At 74.6% G+C, this 15,666-nt stretch carries 13 protein-coding genes; 7 read left to right on the forward strand and 6 right to left on the reverse strand.

All coding sequences use genetic code 11. The features are described 5' to 3' along the window. Window positions 1-150 precede the first annotated feature (150 nt). The 3 genes from ACFOWE_RS29705 to ACFOWE_RS29715 are packed head-to-tail and all read left to right on the forward strand — an operon-like array spanning window position 151 to window position 3,123. Complete coding sequence (locus ACFOWE_RS29705) at window positions 151-1,065, forward strand: ABC transporter ATP-binding protein (RefSeq protein ID WP_377293648.1); 915 nt, start codon at window positions 151-153, stop codon at window positions 1,063-1,065. After that, complete coding sequence (locus ACFOWE_RS29710; protein ID WP_377293650.1) at window positions 1,046-1,846, forward strand: ABC transporter permease subunit; 801 nt, start codon at window positions 1,046-1,048, stop codon at window positions 1,844-1,846. Before ACFOWE_RS29705 ends, ACFOWE_RS29710 begins: the two co-directional genes overlap by 20 nt. Then, window positions 1,846-3,123 (forward strand): PucR family transcriptional regulator, encoded by a 1,278-nt coding sequence (locus ACFOWE_RS29715; protein WP_377293652.1) that lies wholly within the window; start codon window positions 1,846-1,848, stop codon window positions 3,121-3,123. The genes ACFOWE_RS29710 and ACFOWE_RS29715 overlap by 1 nt, the downstream gene beginning before the upstream one ends. 19 nt (window positions 3,124-3,142) lie before the next feature. On the opposite strand, the gene ACFOWE_RS29720 is transcribed toward ACFOWE_RS29715, so the two are convergent. Continuing rightward, entirely contained in the window at window positions 3,143-4,420 is a 1,278-nt protein-coding gene (locus tag ACFOWE_RS29720) for an MFS transporter (RefSeq protein ID WP_377293654.1), read from the reverse strand. Between the two features lie 71 nt (window positions 4,421-4,491). Between ACFOWE_RS29720 and ACFOWE_RS29725 the strand changes: the two genes are divergently transcribed. Next, complete coding sequence (locus tag ACFOWE_RS29725) at window positions 4,492-5,079, forward strand: helix-turn-helix domain-containing protein (protein ID WP_377293656.1); 588 nt, start codon at window positions 4,492-4,494, stop codon at window positions 5,077-5,079. A gap of 185 nt (window positions 5,080-5,264) precedes the next feature. Here ACFOWE_RS29725 and ACFOWE_RS29730 read toward each other — a convergent pair whose 3' ends face one another. From ACFOWE_RS29730 to ACFOWE_RS29745, 4 genes are all read right to left on the reverse strand, one after another. After that, on the reverse strand, window positions 5,265-6,224 hold the full coding sequence (locus ACFOWE_RS29730) for a quinone oxidoreductase family protein (RefSeq protein ID WP_377293658.1): 960 nt from the start codon (window positions 6,222-6,224) through the stop codon (window positions 5,265-5,267). A 72-nt stretch (window positions 6,225-6,296) separates the two neighbouring features. Then, on the reverse strand, window positions 6,297-8,153 hold the full coding sequence (locus ACFOWE_RS29735) for a serine/threonine-protein kinase (RefSeq protein WP_377293660.1): 1,857 nt from the start codon (window positions 8,151-8,153) through the stop codon (window positions 6,297-6,299). Between the two features lie 170 nt (window positions 8,154-8,323). Further along, entirely contained in the window at window positions 8,324-9,043 is a 720-nt protein-coding gene (locus ACFOWE_RS29740; RefSeq protein ID WP_377293662.1) for a DUF4328 domain-containing protein, read from the reverse strand. 67 nt (window positions 9,044-9,110) lie between these two features. Continuing rightward, window positions 9,111-9,761, reverse strand: coding sequence for a response regulator transcription factor (locus ACFOWE_RS29745; protein ID WP_377293664.1), 651 nt, complete (start codon window positions 9,759-9,761; stop codon window positions 9,111-9,113). Window positions 9,762-9,874: 113 nt separating this feature from the next. On the opposite strand from ACFOWE_RS29745, the gene ACFOWE_RS29750 reads away from it, so the two are divergent. Then, a complete protein-coding gene (locus ACFOWE_RS29750) occupies window positions 9,875-10,549 on the forward strand; it encodes an ABC transporter ATP-binding protein (protein WP_377293666.1) in 675 nt (224 codons plus the stop codon). Next, window positions 10,549-12,681, forward strand: coding sequence for an ABC transporter permease (locus ACFOWE_RS29755; RefSeq protein WP_377293668.1), 2,133 nt, complete (start codon window positions 10,549-10,551; stop codon window positions 12,679-12,681). The genes ACFOWE_RS29750 and ACFOWE_RS29755 overlap by 1 nt, the downstream gene beginning before the upstream one ends. Window positions 12,682-12,781: 100 nt before the next feature. Here the strand turns inward: ACFOWE_RS29755 and ACFOWE_RS29760 are convergent, their stop codons facing one another. Then, a complete protein-coding gene (locus ACFOWE_RS29760) occupies window positions 12,782-13,816 on the reverse strand; it encodes an LLM class F420-dependent oxidoreductase (protein ID WP_377293670.1) in 1,035 nt (344 codons plus the stop codon). A gap of 133 nt (window positions 13,817-13,949) precedes the next feature. On the opposite strand from ACFOWE_RS29760, the gene ACFOWE_RS29765 reads away from it, so the two are divergent. Beyond that, a complete protein-coding gene (locus ACFOWE_RS29765) occupies window positions 13,950-15,536 on the forward strand; it encodes a sulfatase family protein (RefSeq protein WP_377293672.1) in 1,587 nt (528 codons plus the stop codon). The last annotated feature ends 130 nt before the right edge of the window (window positions 15,537-15,666 follow it).

A 15,666-nucleotide genomic window follows, 5' to 3' on the forward strand; every position in this document is an offset into this window, starting at 1 on the left:
GCGTCCACGGCTCCGGTGCGCCCGGCGGCGTACGGAGGCCACGGGGCGCTCCGGAGCGGCGGAGCGTTCCGGAACCGGGCAACGAAGACGGGGGCAAGTGTCAAGAACCGGTCATGGTCCGGCCAGCGGCGGCAGGGCACGATCTGAGGCATGACAGCGGTAGTGAAGACCGAAGGACTGACGAAGTTCTACGGCAGGCGCAGAGGGCTGGAGGATCTCGACCTGGAGATCCTCCCCGGAGAGGTGTTCGGCTATCTCGGCCCGAACGGCGCGGGCAAGACCACCACCATCCGGCTCCTGCTCGACGTGATCCGGCCCACCCGCGGCCGGGCGAGAGTGCTGGGCACGGACCCGCGCGACCCGCGGGTGCGGGCGCGGATCGGGTATCTCCCCGGTGAGCTGGCTCTGGAGGGCCGGGAGCGGGCGGGCGAGTACCTCGCCTTCCTGGGCGGGGTGCGCGGCGGTGTGCGCCCGGGCCGGATCACGGAGCTCGCCGAGCGGCTGGAGGCCGACCTGTCGGTGCCGATGGGCAAGCTCTCCAAGGGCAACAAGCAGAAGGTCGGCCTGATCCAGGCGTTCATGCACGAGCCGGAGTTCCTGATCCTGGACGAGCCGACCGGCGGCCTCGACCCGCTGGTCCAGCAGGAGTTCCTCGCGATGGTCCGTGAGGTGCGCGCCTCGGGCCGGACCGTGCTGATGTCCTCGCACGTGCTCGCCGAGGTGGAGGACGTCGCCGACCGGGTGGGCATCGTCCGCGCCGGGAGACTGGTCGCGGTCGAGGAGGTCGCGGCGCTGAAGGAGAAGGCGGTGCGCCGCCTGGAGCTCCACTTCGACGCCCCGGTGCCGGCCGAGGCGTTCGAGGACCTCCCCGGGGTGCGGGACCTGCGGATCAACGGCGCGAGCCTGAGCTGCACCCTCGACGGCCGGCCCGACGCGCTGATCAAGGCTGCGGCGCGGTTCACCGTCGTGCACCTGTCCAGCGCCGAACCCGACCTGGAAGAGATCTTCCTGGCGTACTACAGCGAGAACGACGAGGAGGGACGCCATGCCCGCGCTGCTGGCTAAGAGCCTGCGGGACTACCGCAGGTCGCTGATCGGCTGGACGGTCGGCATCGGCGCGTTCTTCGCGCTCTATCTGTCGATCTATCCGAACATCTCCGAGAACCAGGACATCTACGGCGCGCAGGCCCTGGCCAAGTATCCAGACGTGCTGCGCGACCTGCTGGGCGGGCTCCAGGACTTCACCTCCGGGCTCGGATATCTCCACAGCGTCGTCTACCAGCTGTTCGGGCCGATGCTGTTCATCGGCTGCGCGGCGGTCCTGGGCAACCGGGCGATCGCCCGGCCGGAGGAGTCCGGAACGCTGGAGCTGACCGTCACGCTCCCCGTCGACCGCAGGCGGCTGGTGGCCGAGCGCTTCGCGGCCGTGGCCCTCGGGCTGCTCGCCGTCGCCGCGGCGACCTTCCTGCTCGCCTGGGGCCTGGCGGCGGCGGTCGACATGGACGTCCCCGCGGGCAGGATCCTGGCGGCGCACACCGGCGCTTTCCTGCTCGGCCTGTTCTTCGGCACGCTCGCCCTGGCGGTGGGCGCGGCCACCGGCCGCAGAGGGGCGGCGACGGCGGTCGTCGGGGCGCTCGCGGTCGGCGGCTACGTCGTGGAGACCATGGGCAGGAACGTGGACGCGATCTCCTGGCTGCGCTGGATCTCCCCGTTCCACTACTACTTGGACGGCCGGCCGCTCTACGAGGGCCTCCCCGTGGGGGACTATCTCGTGCTGGCCGGAGCGACCGCGGTGCTGCTGGCCGCCGCGGTGCTCCTGTTCGACCGGCGCGACGTGGGGATCTGATGGACGAGGCCGCGGGGGTGGCCGCCGGCCTGCTCGGCGGCCACCTCCGGACGCTGCGCGAGGCGGCCGCCACGGGGAGGCTGCCCGGCAGGGAGGTGCTCGGCGGTTACCGGGCGGCCGGGGCGCGGGCCGCCGAGATCGGCTTGCCGCTGCGGGAACTGGTCGACGCCGCCCTGGCCATGGCCGAGCAGGCCGGTCCGGAGAAGGCGGGCGGCTCCGGCCCGGCTGAGCGCTCCGCGGGCGCGCTCCCCTCGTCCGTGCTCACCGCGCTGCGGCGGGCGGTCTCCGCGCTGATGGAGGGTTACGAGGACGCCCAGCGGCTGGCGATCCGGCAGGAGGAGGCGGCCCGCCGGGAGTTCGTGGACGACCTGCTCCACGGGCGGGCCGAACGGCTCGCCGAGCGCGCCGAGCACTTCGGTCTCCGGCTCGCGGAGTCCTACGTGGTGGCGGTGGCCCGTCCGGCCGCACCCGCCCGGCCCGGCGTCGGCGGGGGCGGCTCCGCGGCGTCCGGCCCGGCGCAGGCCGGTCTCGGTCCGGAGGCGTCCGGTGCGGTGCGCGCGAGGGACGGCCGGTCCGGCGGAGGCGTCGACCGGCCCGGTGGGAGGGCCGGCAGGACCGGCGGAGGGGAGGCCGGGGCGTTGCGGGACGGCGATCCGGTGGTGCGGCGGATCGAGGAGGCTCTGACCGCACGGTTCGGCTCGCACAACGTGCTGGTGGCGGCCCGGGACGGGCTGCTGGTCTGCGTCGCGCCGGGCAGCCTCACCGCGGCGACGGGGGAGTTCGCCCACCACGTGCGGCAGGCCTTCGAATCCGGCTGGCGGATCGGGGTGGGACGGGCGCACCGAGGGCCCGGCGGCGTGGTCGCCTCCTATCGGGAGGCGGGAAACGCGATCGAGCTGGGGGACCGGCTGGGGCTGCGCGCCTCCGTGCTCAAGGCGGCCGACCTGCTGGTCTTCCCCGTCCTGCTGCGGGACCGGGAGGCCATCGACGACCTGGTCACGACCGTGCTGAGTCCGCTGCTGACGGCCAGGGGCGGCCCAGGGCCGCTGCTCGACACGCTGGAGGCCGTCTTCGCGGTCCAGGGCAACCAGGCGGCGGCCGCCCGCCGGCTCGGTGTCAGCACCCGGGCGGTGACCTACCGGCTGGAGCGCGTCCGCCGCCTCACCGGTTTCTCGCCCGACGACGCCACCCAGCGGTTCACTCTGGAGACCGCCGTGCTGGGCGCCCGCCTCCTCGACTGGCCGGCCCAGCCTCTGGGGCCGGAGCGGCGGACCTGAGCGGTGCGGACAAGGCCCCTCATCGCGACTGCCCCGGGAAAGAGCCGGGGAAGGCCTCAGGAGAGGGCGCGACGGCGTGCCCGACGGCGGCCTCGGTCTCGGCGGCGGCGACCGACCGGGTCGTGACGGTGCGGGAGACGAGCAGGACGGTCAGGACGCACAGCACGGCGGCGGCACAGAACACGGCGGGGAGCCCGGCCGCCGCGCTGAGGAGGCCGCCCGCCGCCGCGCCCAGCGGCCGGGAGCCCATGCCGATCAGGCGGACGGTCGCGTGCACGCGGCCCATCAGCGCTTCGGGGACGAGCCGCTGCCGCAGCGAGACGAGGATGGTGTTGGAGACGCCGTTGGTCAGGCCGAGGAGCACGGCGGTGACGGCGACGGCGGCCACGGTGGGGAGCAGGACGGGGACCAGCAGCAGGGAGCCGTTGACCAGGTTGACGGTGATCACCGTCCTGACCTGCCCGGCCCGGTGGGCCAGCCGCTCGGCCACCAGCGAGCCCGCCACCGCGCCCACGGCCAGGAGCGCGGCGAGCACGCCGTACCCGGCGGGGGTGAGACCCACCCGGGACTCCTCGCCGACGACCCACAGCACGAAGACGGCGAAGTAGGCGTCGTTGGCGAAGTTGAGCACGCCCGCGAAGACGGCCAGGCTCCGCAGCACGCGGTGGTTCCACAGGTGGCGCAGTCCTTCGGCGATGTCGGCGCGGAGCGGGCGGGTGGAGGGGTTCTCGACGCGGAAGCGCCCGCGCATGCCGAGCGCGGCCCCGCCCGCCGCCGCGTACAGCAGGGCGGGCACCCCGAGCGTGACGGCGGCGCCGATCCCGGCCAGGACGCCCGCGAGCGGGGCGCCGAGGAAGTTGTTGCCGACAGTCTGCGCTGCGACGAGCTTGCCGGTGGCGCCGGTGAGCCGTTCGCGCGGCACGGTCATCGGCACCGCGGACTGCGCGGAGGTGTCGGCGAAGACCTCGGCGGCCCCCAGCAGCAGCGCCCCGGCCAGCAGCACCGGAAGGTGCAGCGCGCCCAGCCAGGCCGCCGCGGTGAGCGCGGCCAGCACGCCCGCCCGCGCCCAGGCCGCCACGATCATCATCCGCCGCCGGTCGTGCCGGTCGGCCAGCGCACCCGCGTGCAGTGAGAGCAGCAGCCACGGGAGCGTCGCCGCCGCGCTGACGAGCGCGACCAGGAACGGCGAGCGGGTCAGCGCGACCGCCAGCAGCGGCAGGCCGACGACGACGACGCCGTCGGCGGTGTTGGACAGCGCCGAGGAGGTCCACAACCGGCGGAAGGATCGTCGTGACATGCCTGCTCCCGGTAACGTGTATGCAAAGGGAAGTATGCAAATGATTCTTTGCAAAGAGAAGGCTGCAAACGATGGATGACAAGAGCCGTGAACTCGACGCCTCGTCGCTCAAAGGGCTCGCGCATCCCGTACGGCTCCGGCTGCTGGAGCTGCTGGAGCGCGACGGTCCCGCCACGGCGACGCAGCTCGCCGCCAGGACCGGGGAGAGCACCGGATCGACGAGCTACCACCTGCGCAGCCTCGCCCGGTACGGCCTCATCGAGGACGCCCCGGAGCGCGGCAAGGGGAAGGAGCGCTGGTGGCGGGCCCGTCCGTTCGGCTTCGACGGGGATCGCTTCCGCCGCGACCCCGACACCAGGGACGCCGCCGAGCTGGTGCTCGCCGACATCGTCCGCAGGCGTGGCGAGGACCTCGGCCGCTGGCTGGAGGAGTCGCGGAGCACCCCGCGCGAGTGGATCGAGGCCACGCTGGACCTGCGCGCCGTCCTGCGCCTGACCCGGGAGGAACTGGCGGACCTGGTCCGGGAGGTCGCCCGGGTCGTCGACGCCCACCGGGAGAAGGCGAAGGACCGGCCCGAGGACGCCCCGGGCACCGCCCGCGTCATCGTGCACTTCGACGCGTTCCCGGTCGGGCTGGGGGAGCGGGACGCACCGGAGTGACGTACGGCGGCGCGGGCGCTCCCGCCGGCCCGGAGCAGCCGGGACCCGCGGGGGAGACCGGGACCCGCGGGAGCCGGGGAGCCGCCGGGAGGGCGCCCGGCCGCCGCCTCACGGGAGGGGGCGGCGGCCGTGTGCGGGGAGGGGGCGCGGCCGTCCCGAGCCGGGTGCGGCCGCGCCGGGAGCGGTCAGGGGATCAGCAGGAGCTTGCCGGTGGTGCGGCGGGCCTCGAGGTCCTCGTGGGCCCGGGCCGCCTCGGCCAGCGGGTAGCGCTGGGAGACGTGCACCCGCAGCTTGCCGGAGGCCAGCCAGCCGTACAGGTCGGAGGCCCGCCAGGCGAGCTCGTCCTTGGTCGCGATGTAGGCGCCGAGGCTGGGGCGGGTCAGGAACAGCGAGCCCTCCTGGGCCAGGACCTGGGGGTCGATCGGCGGGACCGGGCCGCTGGCCTGGCCGTACAGGGCCATCATGCCGCGCGGGCGCAGGGCGGCGAGGCTCTCGGTGAAGGTGGTCGCCCCCACCCCGTCGTAGACGACGTGCACGCCCGAACCGGTCAGGTCGCGGACCGCGTCGGCGAAACCCTTGTAACGCAGGACCTCGTCGGCGCCGGCCTGGCGGGCCAGATCCTCCTTCTCCTCGGTGGAGACCGTGCCGATCACCCGGGCGCCGCGGAGCTTGGCGATCTGGACGAGCAGCAGGCCCATGCCCCCGGCCGCGGCGTGCACCAGCACGTCGTCGCCGGGCCTGACCTCGTGCACCGAGTGGGTCAGGTAGTGCGCGGTGAGCCCCTGGAGCGTGACGGCCGCCGCCAGCTCGGCCTCCACCCCCTCCGGGACCATGAGGAGATGGGAGACGGGGACCACGGCCTTCTCGGCGTAGCTGCCCATCACGTTCGCCCAGGCCACCTTGTCGCCGACGGAGACGCCCTCGACGTCCTCGCCGACCGCCGCGACGGTGCCGGCGCCCTCGTTGCCGGGCACGAAGGGCAGCGAGAGCGGGTAGCGGCCCATCCGGTGGTAGACGTCGATGAAGTTCACCCCGCTGGCGGCGACGTCGACCAGCACCTCGCCCGGGTTCAGGCCGGGGTCCGGATAGTCGGAGTAGGCGAGGACCTCGGGACCGCCGGTGGCGGAGACGACTATGGCGCGCATCGCGGCAACTCCTTCGCTGGAACGGCTGGTTCGATCCTCCCCAGCCTCGGATCGGTCATTCTCTTCACCCGCTCAGGGCTGCCCGGCGGAGGCCGGGCCGTGGAGCGTGAAGTTGTCGAACGAGGCCTTGAGCGTGGCGCCGCTCTTCTCCCCGACCCGGGCGATCATGCCCACCTCGCCGTTGGGCAGCGGGTTGCCGTCCAGGACCGACTGCACCTCGGTCCCGTCGACCCACATGGTGAGCCGGACCCCCTCGGCGCCGCCCGAGCACTCGGCCTGGATCCGGACGGGCTTGCCCTTGTCCAGATCCAGCTGGACGGGCTCGGCGAGGTCGCCTCCGGCGCTCTTCACGGTCCTGCGGATGCGGGCCCTGCCCGAGGTGTCGAGCAGGAACTCGTACCGGGTCGCCTTGATGTCGTCCTCGCCACGGCAGAACAGCCCGTACTCGCCCGTGCCGCTGCTGCCGCCGCGCACCCCGGCCGTGACGCCGAGGAGCAGCCGGGCGGGGGTGACGGGGGTGGGGCTGGCCGTGGAACCGGGAGAGGGGGTGGGCGGTGCGGGCACGAAGGGGATCGGGGCGGTCTCCCGGCGGACGGCGTCGTCCCCGTCGACGTCCATGGCGTAGTAGCCCTCGGGTGCGTAGCCGTACCGGGACGTCTGGCCGTCGTAGGCGCCGCCGCTCCAGCCGGTGCCGCTCTGGGTGAAGTCGTCCTGGTAGAGCAGGGGCAGGTCGTCCGGCGGTCCGCCCGACGTCATCGCCAGGTAGCCGCCTGCGCCGAGGGCGGCCGCGGCCACGGCGGCGACCGCGGCCCCGGCGATCACCTTCCTGCGCCGGGTCGTCGCCGCGGCGGCGCCCGCCTGCCCGGGCCGGCCGGTCCCCGGCTGACCAGGTCCCGGCTGCCCGGGACGCGCCCCCGGATACGCGACCGGCCCCTGCCGTCCGCCGGGAACGGTACGGCCGCCGTGCACGCCCGGTCCGGCGGGCGCGTCCTGGCGGTTCCAGCCGGTCTGCGCGCCCGGCTGCTCCTGCGGCCCGGCCTCCCCCCACGGGACGGTCTCCCGCAGCGTGGGCGGGCTCTGCTGCCAGGCCGCCTGGACCGAGTGCGCGGTCTGCTCGGGCGCGGCCGACCGGCCGACCATGTGGTCGAGAAGCTGCTGGGCGGTGGGCCGGCGGGCCGGATCCTTCTCCATGGCGAGGGCCACGAGCCCGCGCAGGCCCGGCTCCATGCCCTCCAGCACCGGCTCGGTGTTGAGCACCTGGTAGAGCACCGCGTGCAGCGCCTCACCGCCGAACGGCGCCCGGCCGCTCGCCGCGAACGCCACCAGGCAGCCCCAGGAGAACACGTCGCACGCGGGGGAGACCGGCTCGCCGCGCAGCACCTCGGGGGCCATGTAGCGGGGGGTGCCGATGATCTCGCCGGTCCCGGTGACGCCGCTGAGCGTGTCGAGGGCGCGGGCGATGCCGAAGTCGATCACCCGGGGCCCGACCGGGGAGAGCAGCACGTTGGACGGCTTGAGGTCGCGGTGCACGACCCCGGCCCCGTGGATGGCGGTCAGCGCGGTGGCCACGCCGACCGCGAGCGCGTCGAGGCTGGAGCCCCGGAGCGGGCCGCCCGACCGTACGGCCTCCTCGAGGTTCGGGCCGGGGACGAACTCGGTCACCACGTAGAGCTGGTCCCCGTCGAGCGCGGCCTCCAGCACCGCCGCCGTGCAGAACCGGCGGACCCGCAGGGCCGCGTCGGCCTCCCGCCGGAAGCGCATCCGGAACTGCTCGTGCTGGCTGTACTCCGAGTTGATCACCTTGAGGGCGACCCGCTGGCCGTCGGGGGCCTCGCCGAGGTAGACGGTGCCCATGCCGCCCCGGCCCAGCCGGCTGAGCACGCGGTATCGCCCGATCTGCAGGGGCTCGCCCGGAGTGAGGTTGTTCACCGTGATACCTAACCGCAAATGCCGTCATATGGGGAGCTCAGCGTACCGAGATCCCCGCGCGGGCTCGGCCCGAGGCGGGAGCGGCAGTGAGGGGAGCGGCCGGGACGGGGCGGAGGGCGGGACAGGAGGCGGGGCGGAAGGCGGGGCGGAAGGCGGGGCGGGCCGTGCGGTCAGAAGCCCTGGTAGGCCAGGCCCGGCAGCTCCGGGTCGAACCGCCCGGCCGTCGTCCGGAACCGCAGGGCGCTCTCCGTCTGGATCCGGGTGACCCTGCGGACCGTCAGCCCGCACAGCAGGGCGGCCGCGGCCACGGCGGCCAGTTCGGCCGGGCCGATGCCGGTCAGGTCCGGGCCCCCGGGGACGAAGGGGAGCCGGAGCAGCAGGACGAGGGCGGCCAGGCAGCTCAGCCACCAGGCGGCCAGCAGCGCCAGCCAGCGGCCGCGGTGGTCCGCCTGCGGGCGGGAGTCGCGCCAGACCCGGTCCAGCAGCACCGGCGGGGCGACCAGGTTGAGCCCCGGCACGAGCCAGCCCGCCACGACCGGAGCCACCGAGGGCGCACGGGAGCCGGCGGGGGTCCGGGAGGCGGCGGGGGCTCCGGAGGCGGCGCCGGCGTTCCGCGTGGCCCGCACCAGCCAGGCCAGGTAGGCGACGGCCGCGACGGCCGTGGTCACGGCCACGGCGAGGACCAGGACGGCGAAGGTCGTGACCGCTCCGCCGAGGGCCTGCGCGCCGGGGGCGCGGGGATCGCCGCCGAGGGCCATGATCTCCCGGGCCAGCCGCCGGCCCCGCACCTGCTCGAACACGGTCAGTGCGGCGACCGCGGTCACCTGCAGGGCGAGGGCCGCGTGGACGAGCGAGGCGAACCTCGTGCTCGGCGGCGGGACAGGGCGCATGTGAATCTCCCCCCGGGCATGCGCTGAAGGGCTTGCCCTTCTTCTATCCCGCCTGCCGCCGCGCCAATCAACTCACCACGCCGGACTCCCACGCCCAGGCGGCGATCTCCACGCGGTTCCTCGCCCCGAGCTTGGCCTGGATGCTCCCCAGGTGGGTCTTGACCGTCGAGAGCGAGACGAACAGCTCGGCGGCGACCTCCTGGTTGGTCCGGCCCCGCGCCACCAGCCGGACCACGTCCAGCTCCCGCTCCGTCAGCGGCTCGGCGGGCGGCCGGGAACGGCCGGCCGGGGGGTGGGCCAGGTGCTCCAGAAGGCGCACGGTCACCGACGGGGAGACCAGGGCGTCCCCGGCGGCGGCGGCGCGGATGGCCTCGATCAGCAGCGTCGGCCCGCTGTCCTTGAGCAGGAACCCGGTCGCCCCGGACCGCAGCGCCCCGTAGACGTACTCGTCCAGGTCGAAGGTGGTGACGATGACCACCCGCATCGGGTCGGGGACGCCCGGCCCGGCCAGGATCTTGGTGGCCTCCAGACCGTCCAGCCGGGGCATCCGGATGTCGAGCAGGCACACGTCGGGCCGTAGGCGCCGGGCCTGCTCGACCGCCTCGGCGCCGTCCCCGGCGGTCGCCACGACCTCCATGTCCGGCTGGGCGTCCAGGATCATCTGAAAGCCGGTCCGCACCAGCTCCTGGTCGTCGGCGATGAGCACCCGAATCGTCACCCGGCTGATTCTGCCAGGTTCCGGGCTGATCCGACTTTCGGTCGATCCCGGACCCTCCGGATCGCACCCCCGGCCGATCCGCCGGCTCCCCGCCGCCCGCGAGAGTGCTCGGCATGACTGTTGTTCTCGAAGGATCCGGCCTGGTCAAGCGATTCGGACCGGCCGTGGCGCTGGCGGGCGCCGCACTGGCGATCGGGCGCGGCGAGGCCGTGGCCGTCATGGGGCCGAGCGGGTCGGGCAAGTCGACCCTGCTGCACTGCCTGGCGGGGATCATGAAGCCGGACGAGGGGGAGGTGCGCCTGCTCGGGCAGCGCATCGACACGATGGGGGAGCGGGAGCGCAGCGCGCTGCGCCGCAGCCGGTTCGGGTTCGTCTTCCAGTTCGGTCAGCTCCTGCCCGAGCTCCCCGCCGACGAGAACGTCGCCCTGCCGCTGATGCTCGGCGGGACGTCCCGGGGCGAGGCCGTACGGCGGGCCCGGGAGTGGTTCGGCCCGCTCGGCCTGGCCGGGCTGGAGGGGAGGCGGCCCGGCGAGCTGTCCGGCGGCCAGGCCCAGCGGGTGGCGATCGCCCGCGCGCTGGTCACCCGGCCCGCGGTGGTCTTCGCCGACGAGCCGACCGGCGCGCTCGACCACGCCACCGGCCAGGACACGATGCGCCTGCTGGTGGAGGCGACCCGGGGCAACGACGCCTCCCTGGTGGTCGTCACCCACGACGTGCAGGTGGCCCGCTGGTGCGGCCGCACGGTCGAGGTCCGTGACGGCCGGATCCTGACCGGGGTGGGCGCGTGATGGCCGGAAGGACCCTGGGGGCCCTGAGGACGCTGCCGGGGCTCAGCTGGCGGCTGCTGCGCGGCGGCGGGCGCCGGAGCATGCTGGGTGCGGCGCTGACCGCGGTGGCGGTGGCGGTCTCCACCGCGCTGCTGCTCTTCGCGGTCTCCGTCAACCTCGCCTTCCAGGGACGGAGCGACCGGGAGGCGTGGCGCAACCCGGTCCCGGCGCGAGGGGAGGCCGTCGCCGTCCAGGCCGTGCGCACCGACCACGTGCGCGAGGAGCGGATCACCGTCGTGGAGCTCGCCGCGCTCACCCCGGACGCGCCTGTGCCGCCGGGGCTGGAGCGCTTCCCCGCGCCGGGAGAGGTCTGGCTCTCCCCGGCGCTGGCCGAGCTCGCCCACAGGCTCCCGGACGACCAGCTGGCCGCCCGGTTCGCCGGGAAGGGCGGAGGGACGGTCGGGGACGAAGGGCTGGTCCACCCCGGTGAGCTGGTCGCCGTGCGGGGATGGGCGCCGGACGCCGCGGTGCTCGCCGGGCGGGACGGGCGGGACGGGCGGGAGACGGACGGGCCGCGCGAGGGCGTCGCGCCCACGCGGATCTCGGACTTCACCGGGAAGCCGTCCTTCGACGCGCAGGGCTACCAGGCGCTCGCGCTGATCGCCACCGTGCTGATGGTCGTGCCGCTGCTGGTGTTCGGGGGCGCGGCGGCCCGGCTCACGGTGGCCCGCCGGGACCAGCGGCTGGCCGCGCTCCGGCTGGTCGGCGCGACCGGAGGCCAGGTGGTCGCGATGACCGCCGCCGAGGCGATGATCACCGCGTCCGCCGGGGCGGTCGCGGGCGCGCTCCTGTACGGCCTGCTGATCCCGCTCCTGACCCGGATCGAGATCGGCGGCGGCCCCTGGTTCGCCGCCGACCTGTGGCCGGGCCTGCCCTACGCGCTCGCCGTGCCGGCGACGGTGCCGCTCCTCGTGGGCCTGTCCGCGGTCGCGGGCCTGCGCCGGGTCGTGGTCAGCCCGCTCGGCGTGGCGAGGCGGGAGACACCACCGGCGATGCGCTTCGTCCGGGTCGTCGCGCTGCTGGCCGTACTGGCCGCGGTGCCCGCGCTCAGCGCGGGCGCCGGCGCCGGGGTGATCGCGGGGGTGCTGGGCCTGGCCTTCCTGGCGATCAACCTGGCCGGGCCGTGGGTGGTCGGTGTGATCGGCCGCGTCACCGTGCGCCTGGCACGCGGGCCCGCCCGGCTGCTGGCCGGACGGCGGCTGGTGGACGATCCCAGGGCGGCCTGGCGGACCGTGAGCGGGGTGGCCCTGACCGGATTCGTCGCGGGCTTCATGCTGCTGCTGAGTCCGACGTCCGACCTGCTCGGCGAGGCGGACTCCACACGGCTGCGGATCACGGTCCCGGCGGAGCGGGCCGGGGAACTGGCGGGGGAGGCGCGCGAACGCCTGGCTGCGGCGGGCGTGCGCGCCAGGACCGAGGTCGCCGGAGAGGGGAGGGAACGCACACTCGTCGTCGCGCTCGGCACCGGGACGGCCGCCGGCGACGCCCGGGAGGCAGGGGACGCCGAAGGCGCCGGGAGCGCCCGGGAGGCCGGGGGCGGTGAAGGCGCCGGGAGTGCCGGGGACGGCGCGCGGGCGGACGGCGGTACGGCGCCCGCCCGCCCGGACGCGGCGCAGGCCGACCGGGCCCGCACCGCGCTCGACGGCCTGGTCCCCGGCCGGAGCGCCACCTCCGCCGCCGACGAGGACCGGTTCGGCCTGACGCTGATCGAGGACATCGGCACCGGGACGGTCGTGGTGCTGACGGTCTCGTTCCTGGTCGCCACCGTCAGCGCCGGGATCACCGCCGTCTCCTCGGTCCTCGACCGGCGGCAGACCTACGCGCTGCTCCATCTGGCGGGCACCCCGCTACGGCTCCTCGACCGGGCCCGGCGGGCCGAGACGCTCATCCCGCTGACCGTCATGGGCGGGGGTTCCATCGCGGTCGGCGTGTTCTGCGCGCTCCCGTTCGCGATCACCGGGGTGAACGCCAGGGGACTGGCCATCCTGCTCGCGTGCGTGGTCCTCGGCTTCGCCGGGGTGATCGGGGCGGGGGCGGCCAGCGCCCCGGTGCTCCGGTCGGTCACCGAGAATCCGGCGCCGTGCCCGGACTGAGAACCGGACCGGGCGCCGGGCGCCGGGCCGTACGCCGGGCGGGGGACCGGGCCGGGAGGCCGTCGGCCGAGGACCGGGTCGCGGACCGTGCGCGGAGCCGTCAGCCGAGGACCAGGTCGCGGACCGTGCGCAGGGAGGACTCGTCGAGCGGCCCCATGACCAGCAGACTGGTCACGGGGCTCTTGCGCCACGGCTCCAGGCGCTCGCGGATCCGGCCGGGCGGGCCGACCAGGGAGATGCCGTCGGCCAGTTCGTCCGGGATCGCGGTGAACGCCTCGTCCCGGCGCCCGGCCAGATAGAGCTCCTGGACCCGCGCCGCGGCGTCGGCGTAGCCCATCCGGCCGATGATGTCGGCGTGGAAGTTGCGGTGGCGGGCCCCCATGCCGCCGATGTAGAGGGTGAGCATCGTCTTCACCCCGTCCAGCGCCGCCCGCACGTCGTCGGTGACCACCGTCATCACCATGGCCGCGATGTCGAATCCCGGCCGGGCGGCGGCCAGCGACGGCCCGTACATCTGCTCGATCTTCTCGGGGAAGGCGAACAGCGGGAGCCAGCCGTCGGCGATCTCGGCGGCGAGGGCGACGTTCCGCGGTCCCTCCGCGCCGAGGTAGAGGGGGATGTCCGGGCGGAGCGGGCGGGTGATGAGCTTCAGCGGCTTGCCGAGGCCCGTGACCCCGGGGTGGTCCCCGGGCCGCGCCGGGAGCGGGTAGTGCTCGCCGTCCGCGGTCACCGGTCCCTCGCGGCGCCAGATCCGGCGCATGACCTCCACGTACTCGCGGGTGCGGGCGAGCGGCCCGGCGAACGGCGCGCCGTACCAGCCCTCGACCACCTGGGGGCCGGAGGCGCCGATGCCGAGCAGCAGCCGGCCGCCGGTGAGGTGGTCGAGCGTCATCGCGGTCATCGCGGTGGCCGCGGGGGTCCTGGCGGAGATCTGCGCGACCGAGGTGCCCAGTTTGATGCGGGAGGTGCGCGCGCCGTACCAGGCGAGGGGGGTGAAGGCGTCGCTGCCGTAGGCCTCGGCGGTCCAGACGGAGTCGTAGCCCAGGCGCTCGGCGGCCTGCACGAGCGCGGTCGCGTCGTGGGGGTCGCGCTGCCAGTAGCCGAGGTTCAGGCCGAGCTTCAGATCGGTGCTCACGGTCGCGCCTTCCGTCCGGGTACGACTTCGTATTGGAACAGGTTCTATTTCACTTGGCGAAAGGCCCGGTGTCGAGAGCGGGGCTTTGGGGAAACGTGAGACTGTGCTGAACACCGTCCGTAAGGCTCTTTGCTTGTTTCCCCTGCTCACCCTGGGTGCGTCCACGGCTTTTCCGGCCGCGGCCGAGGTGGTGCCCCGGCCCAACGTCGTGTTCGTCCTGGTGGACGACCTGGGGGTGGGAGACCTGGAGAAGTTTCCGAATATCTGGAACGAGTTCGTCCGCTCGGGTACCGGTTTCGACCGGTTCTTCGTGCCGAACTCCTGGTGCTGCCCGTCCCGGGCGTCGATCCTGCGTTCCCAGTACGTCCACAGCCATGGCGTTCTGACCAACACGGCACCCGAAGGAGGGTTCGAGCGCTTCCACGGGAAAGGACTGGAACGCTCCAATATCGGGGTCTGGATGAAGAGGGCCGGATACCGCACCGGCCTGATGGGCAAGTACCTCAACCACTACCCGGGCGGCGCCGTCCCGGCCACGCACGTGCCCCGCGGCTGGGACGAGTGGCAGGTCCCGGTCCGCGGGCTGTACGACGAGTACGGCTACACGCTCAACGAGAACGGCAGGCTCAGGGCCTACGGCCACGAGCCCGAGGACTACCTGACCGACGTGCTCAGCGCGAAGGCCGACGCGTTCGTCTCCCAGGGCGACGAGCCGTTCTTCCTCTACCTCGCGCCGGTCGCCCCGCACCTGCCGGCCAACCACGCCCACCGGCACGCCGGCGCCTTCGCCGGACACACGGCCCCGCGCAGCCCCTCCTTCGACCAGGAGGACGTCTCCGCCGAGCCCGAGTGGCTGCGCGGCCGCAAGAGGCTGACCCCGGAGCGGACGGCGGAGATCGACGAGATGTACCGCGACCGGCTCCGGGCCATGCTGGGCGTGGACGACCTGGTCGGCTCTCTGGTCCGGACCCTGCGCGCGGCCGGGAAACTGGAGAACACCTATCTGTTCTTCGGCTCCGACAACGGCTTCCACCTGGGTCAGCACCGCCTACCCCAGGGCAAGACCACCCCGTTCGACGAGTCGATCCGGGTGCCGCTGTACGTGCGGGGGCCGGGCGTCCGGCCCGGCCGCACCGTCCGCGAGGTCGCCTCCACCGTGGACCTCGCCCCGACCTTCGCCGCGCTCGCCGGAGCCCGGCTCCCCGCCTTCGTCGAGGGCCGCTCCCTGCTCCCGCTCCTGCGCGGCCGGACCCCGCTCTCCTGGCGGCGGAACGTGCTGGTCGAGTTCCACCGGCCCACCAGGCCGACAGGGCAGGTGGTGATCCCGGCCTACACGGCGATGCGCACCGCCCGGCACACCTTCGTCCGCTACGAGACCGGCGAATACCAGCTCTACGACCTCCTCGCCGACCCCTACCAGCTGCGCAACCTCGCCGCCAGGGTGCCGAAGTCGGTGATCGCCCGGTTCGAGCGCCAGCTCGACGCCCTGACCGCCTGCTCGGGGGCCTCCTGCCGCGTCGCCGACTCCGTCACCCCGCCGAGTTTCCCCGTACCGCCGCTCGACGCCACGTTGCTCGACGCCACGTTGCCCGACGCTCCGTCGCTTGACGCCCCTTCGTTCGAGGCGGGCGACGCCGCGCCCACCGTCATCCCGCCGCTCCCCGTCCCCCCTCCCGGCCCGGCCGGAGGTCAGGAGACCGGACCGGCCGGAGGCCTGTGAGAGGAGCGGCCGGTGAGGAGGGCACGGGAGCGGCCGGAGGCGCGGCGGCGTCGCAGGAACTCGGAAGCCTCGGAAGCCTCGGAAGCCTCGGAAGCGGAGTCCAGAAGACGCGGCGGCGTCGCAGGATCTC

It is taken from the genome of Planomonospora corallina (genome assembly GCF_042650625.1).
In the GTDB taxonomy this organism is placed as follows: Bacteria; Actinomycetota; Actinomycetes; order Streptosporangiales; family Streptosporangiaceae; genus Planomonospora_B; species Planomonospora_B corallina.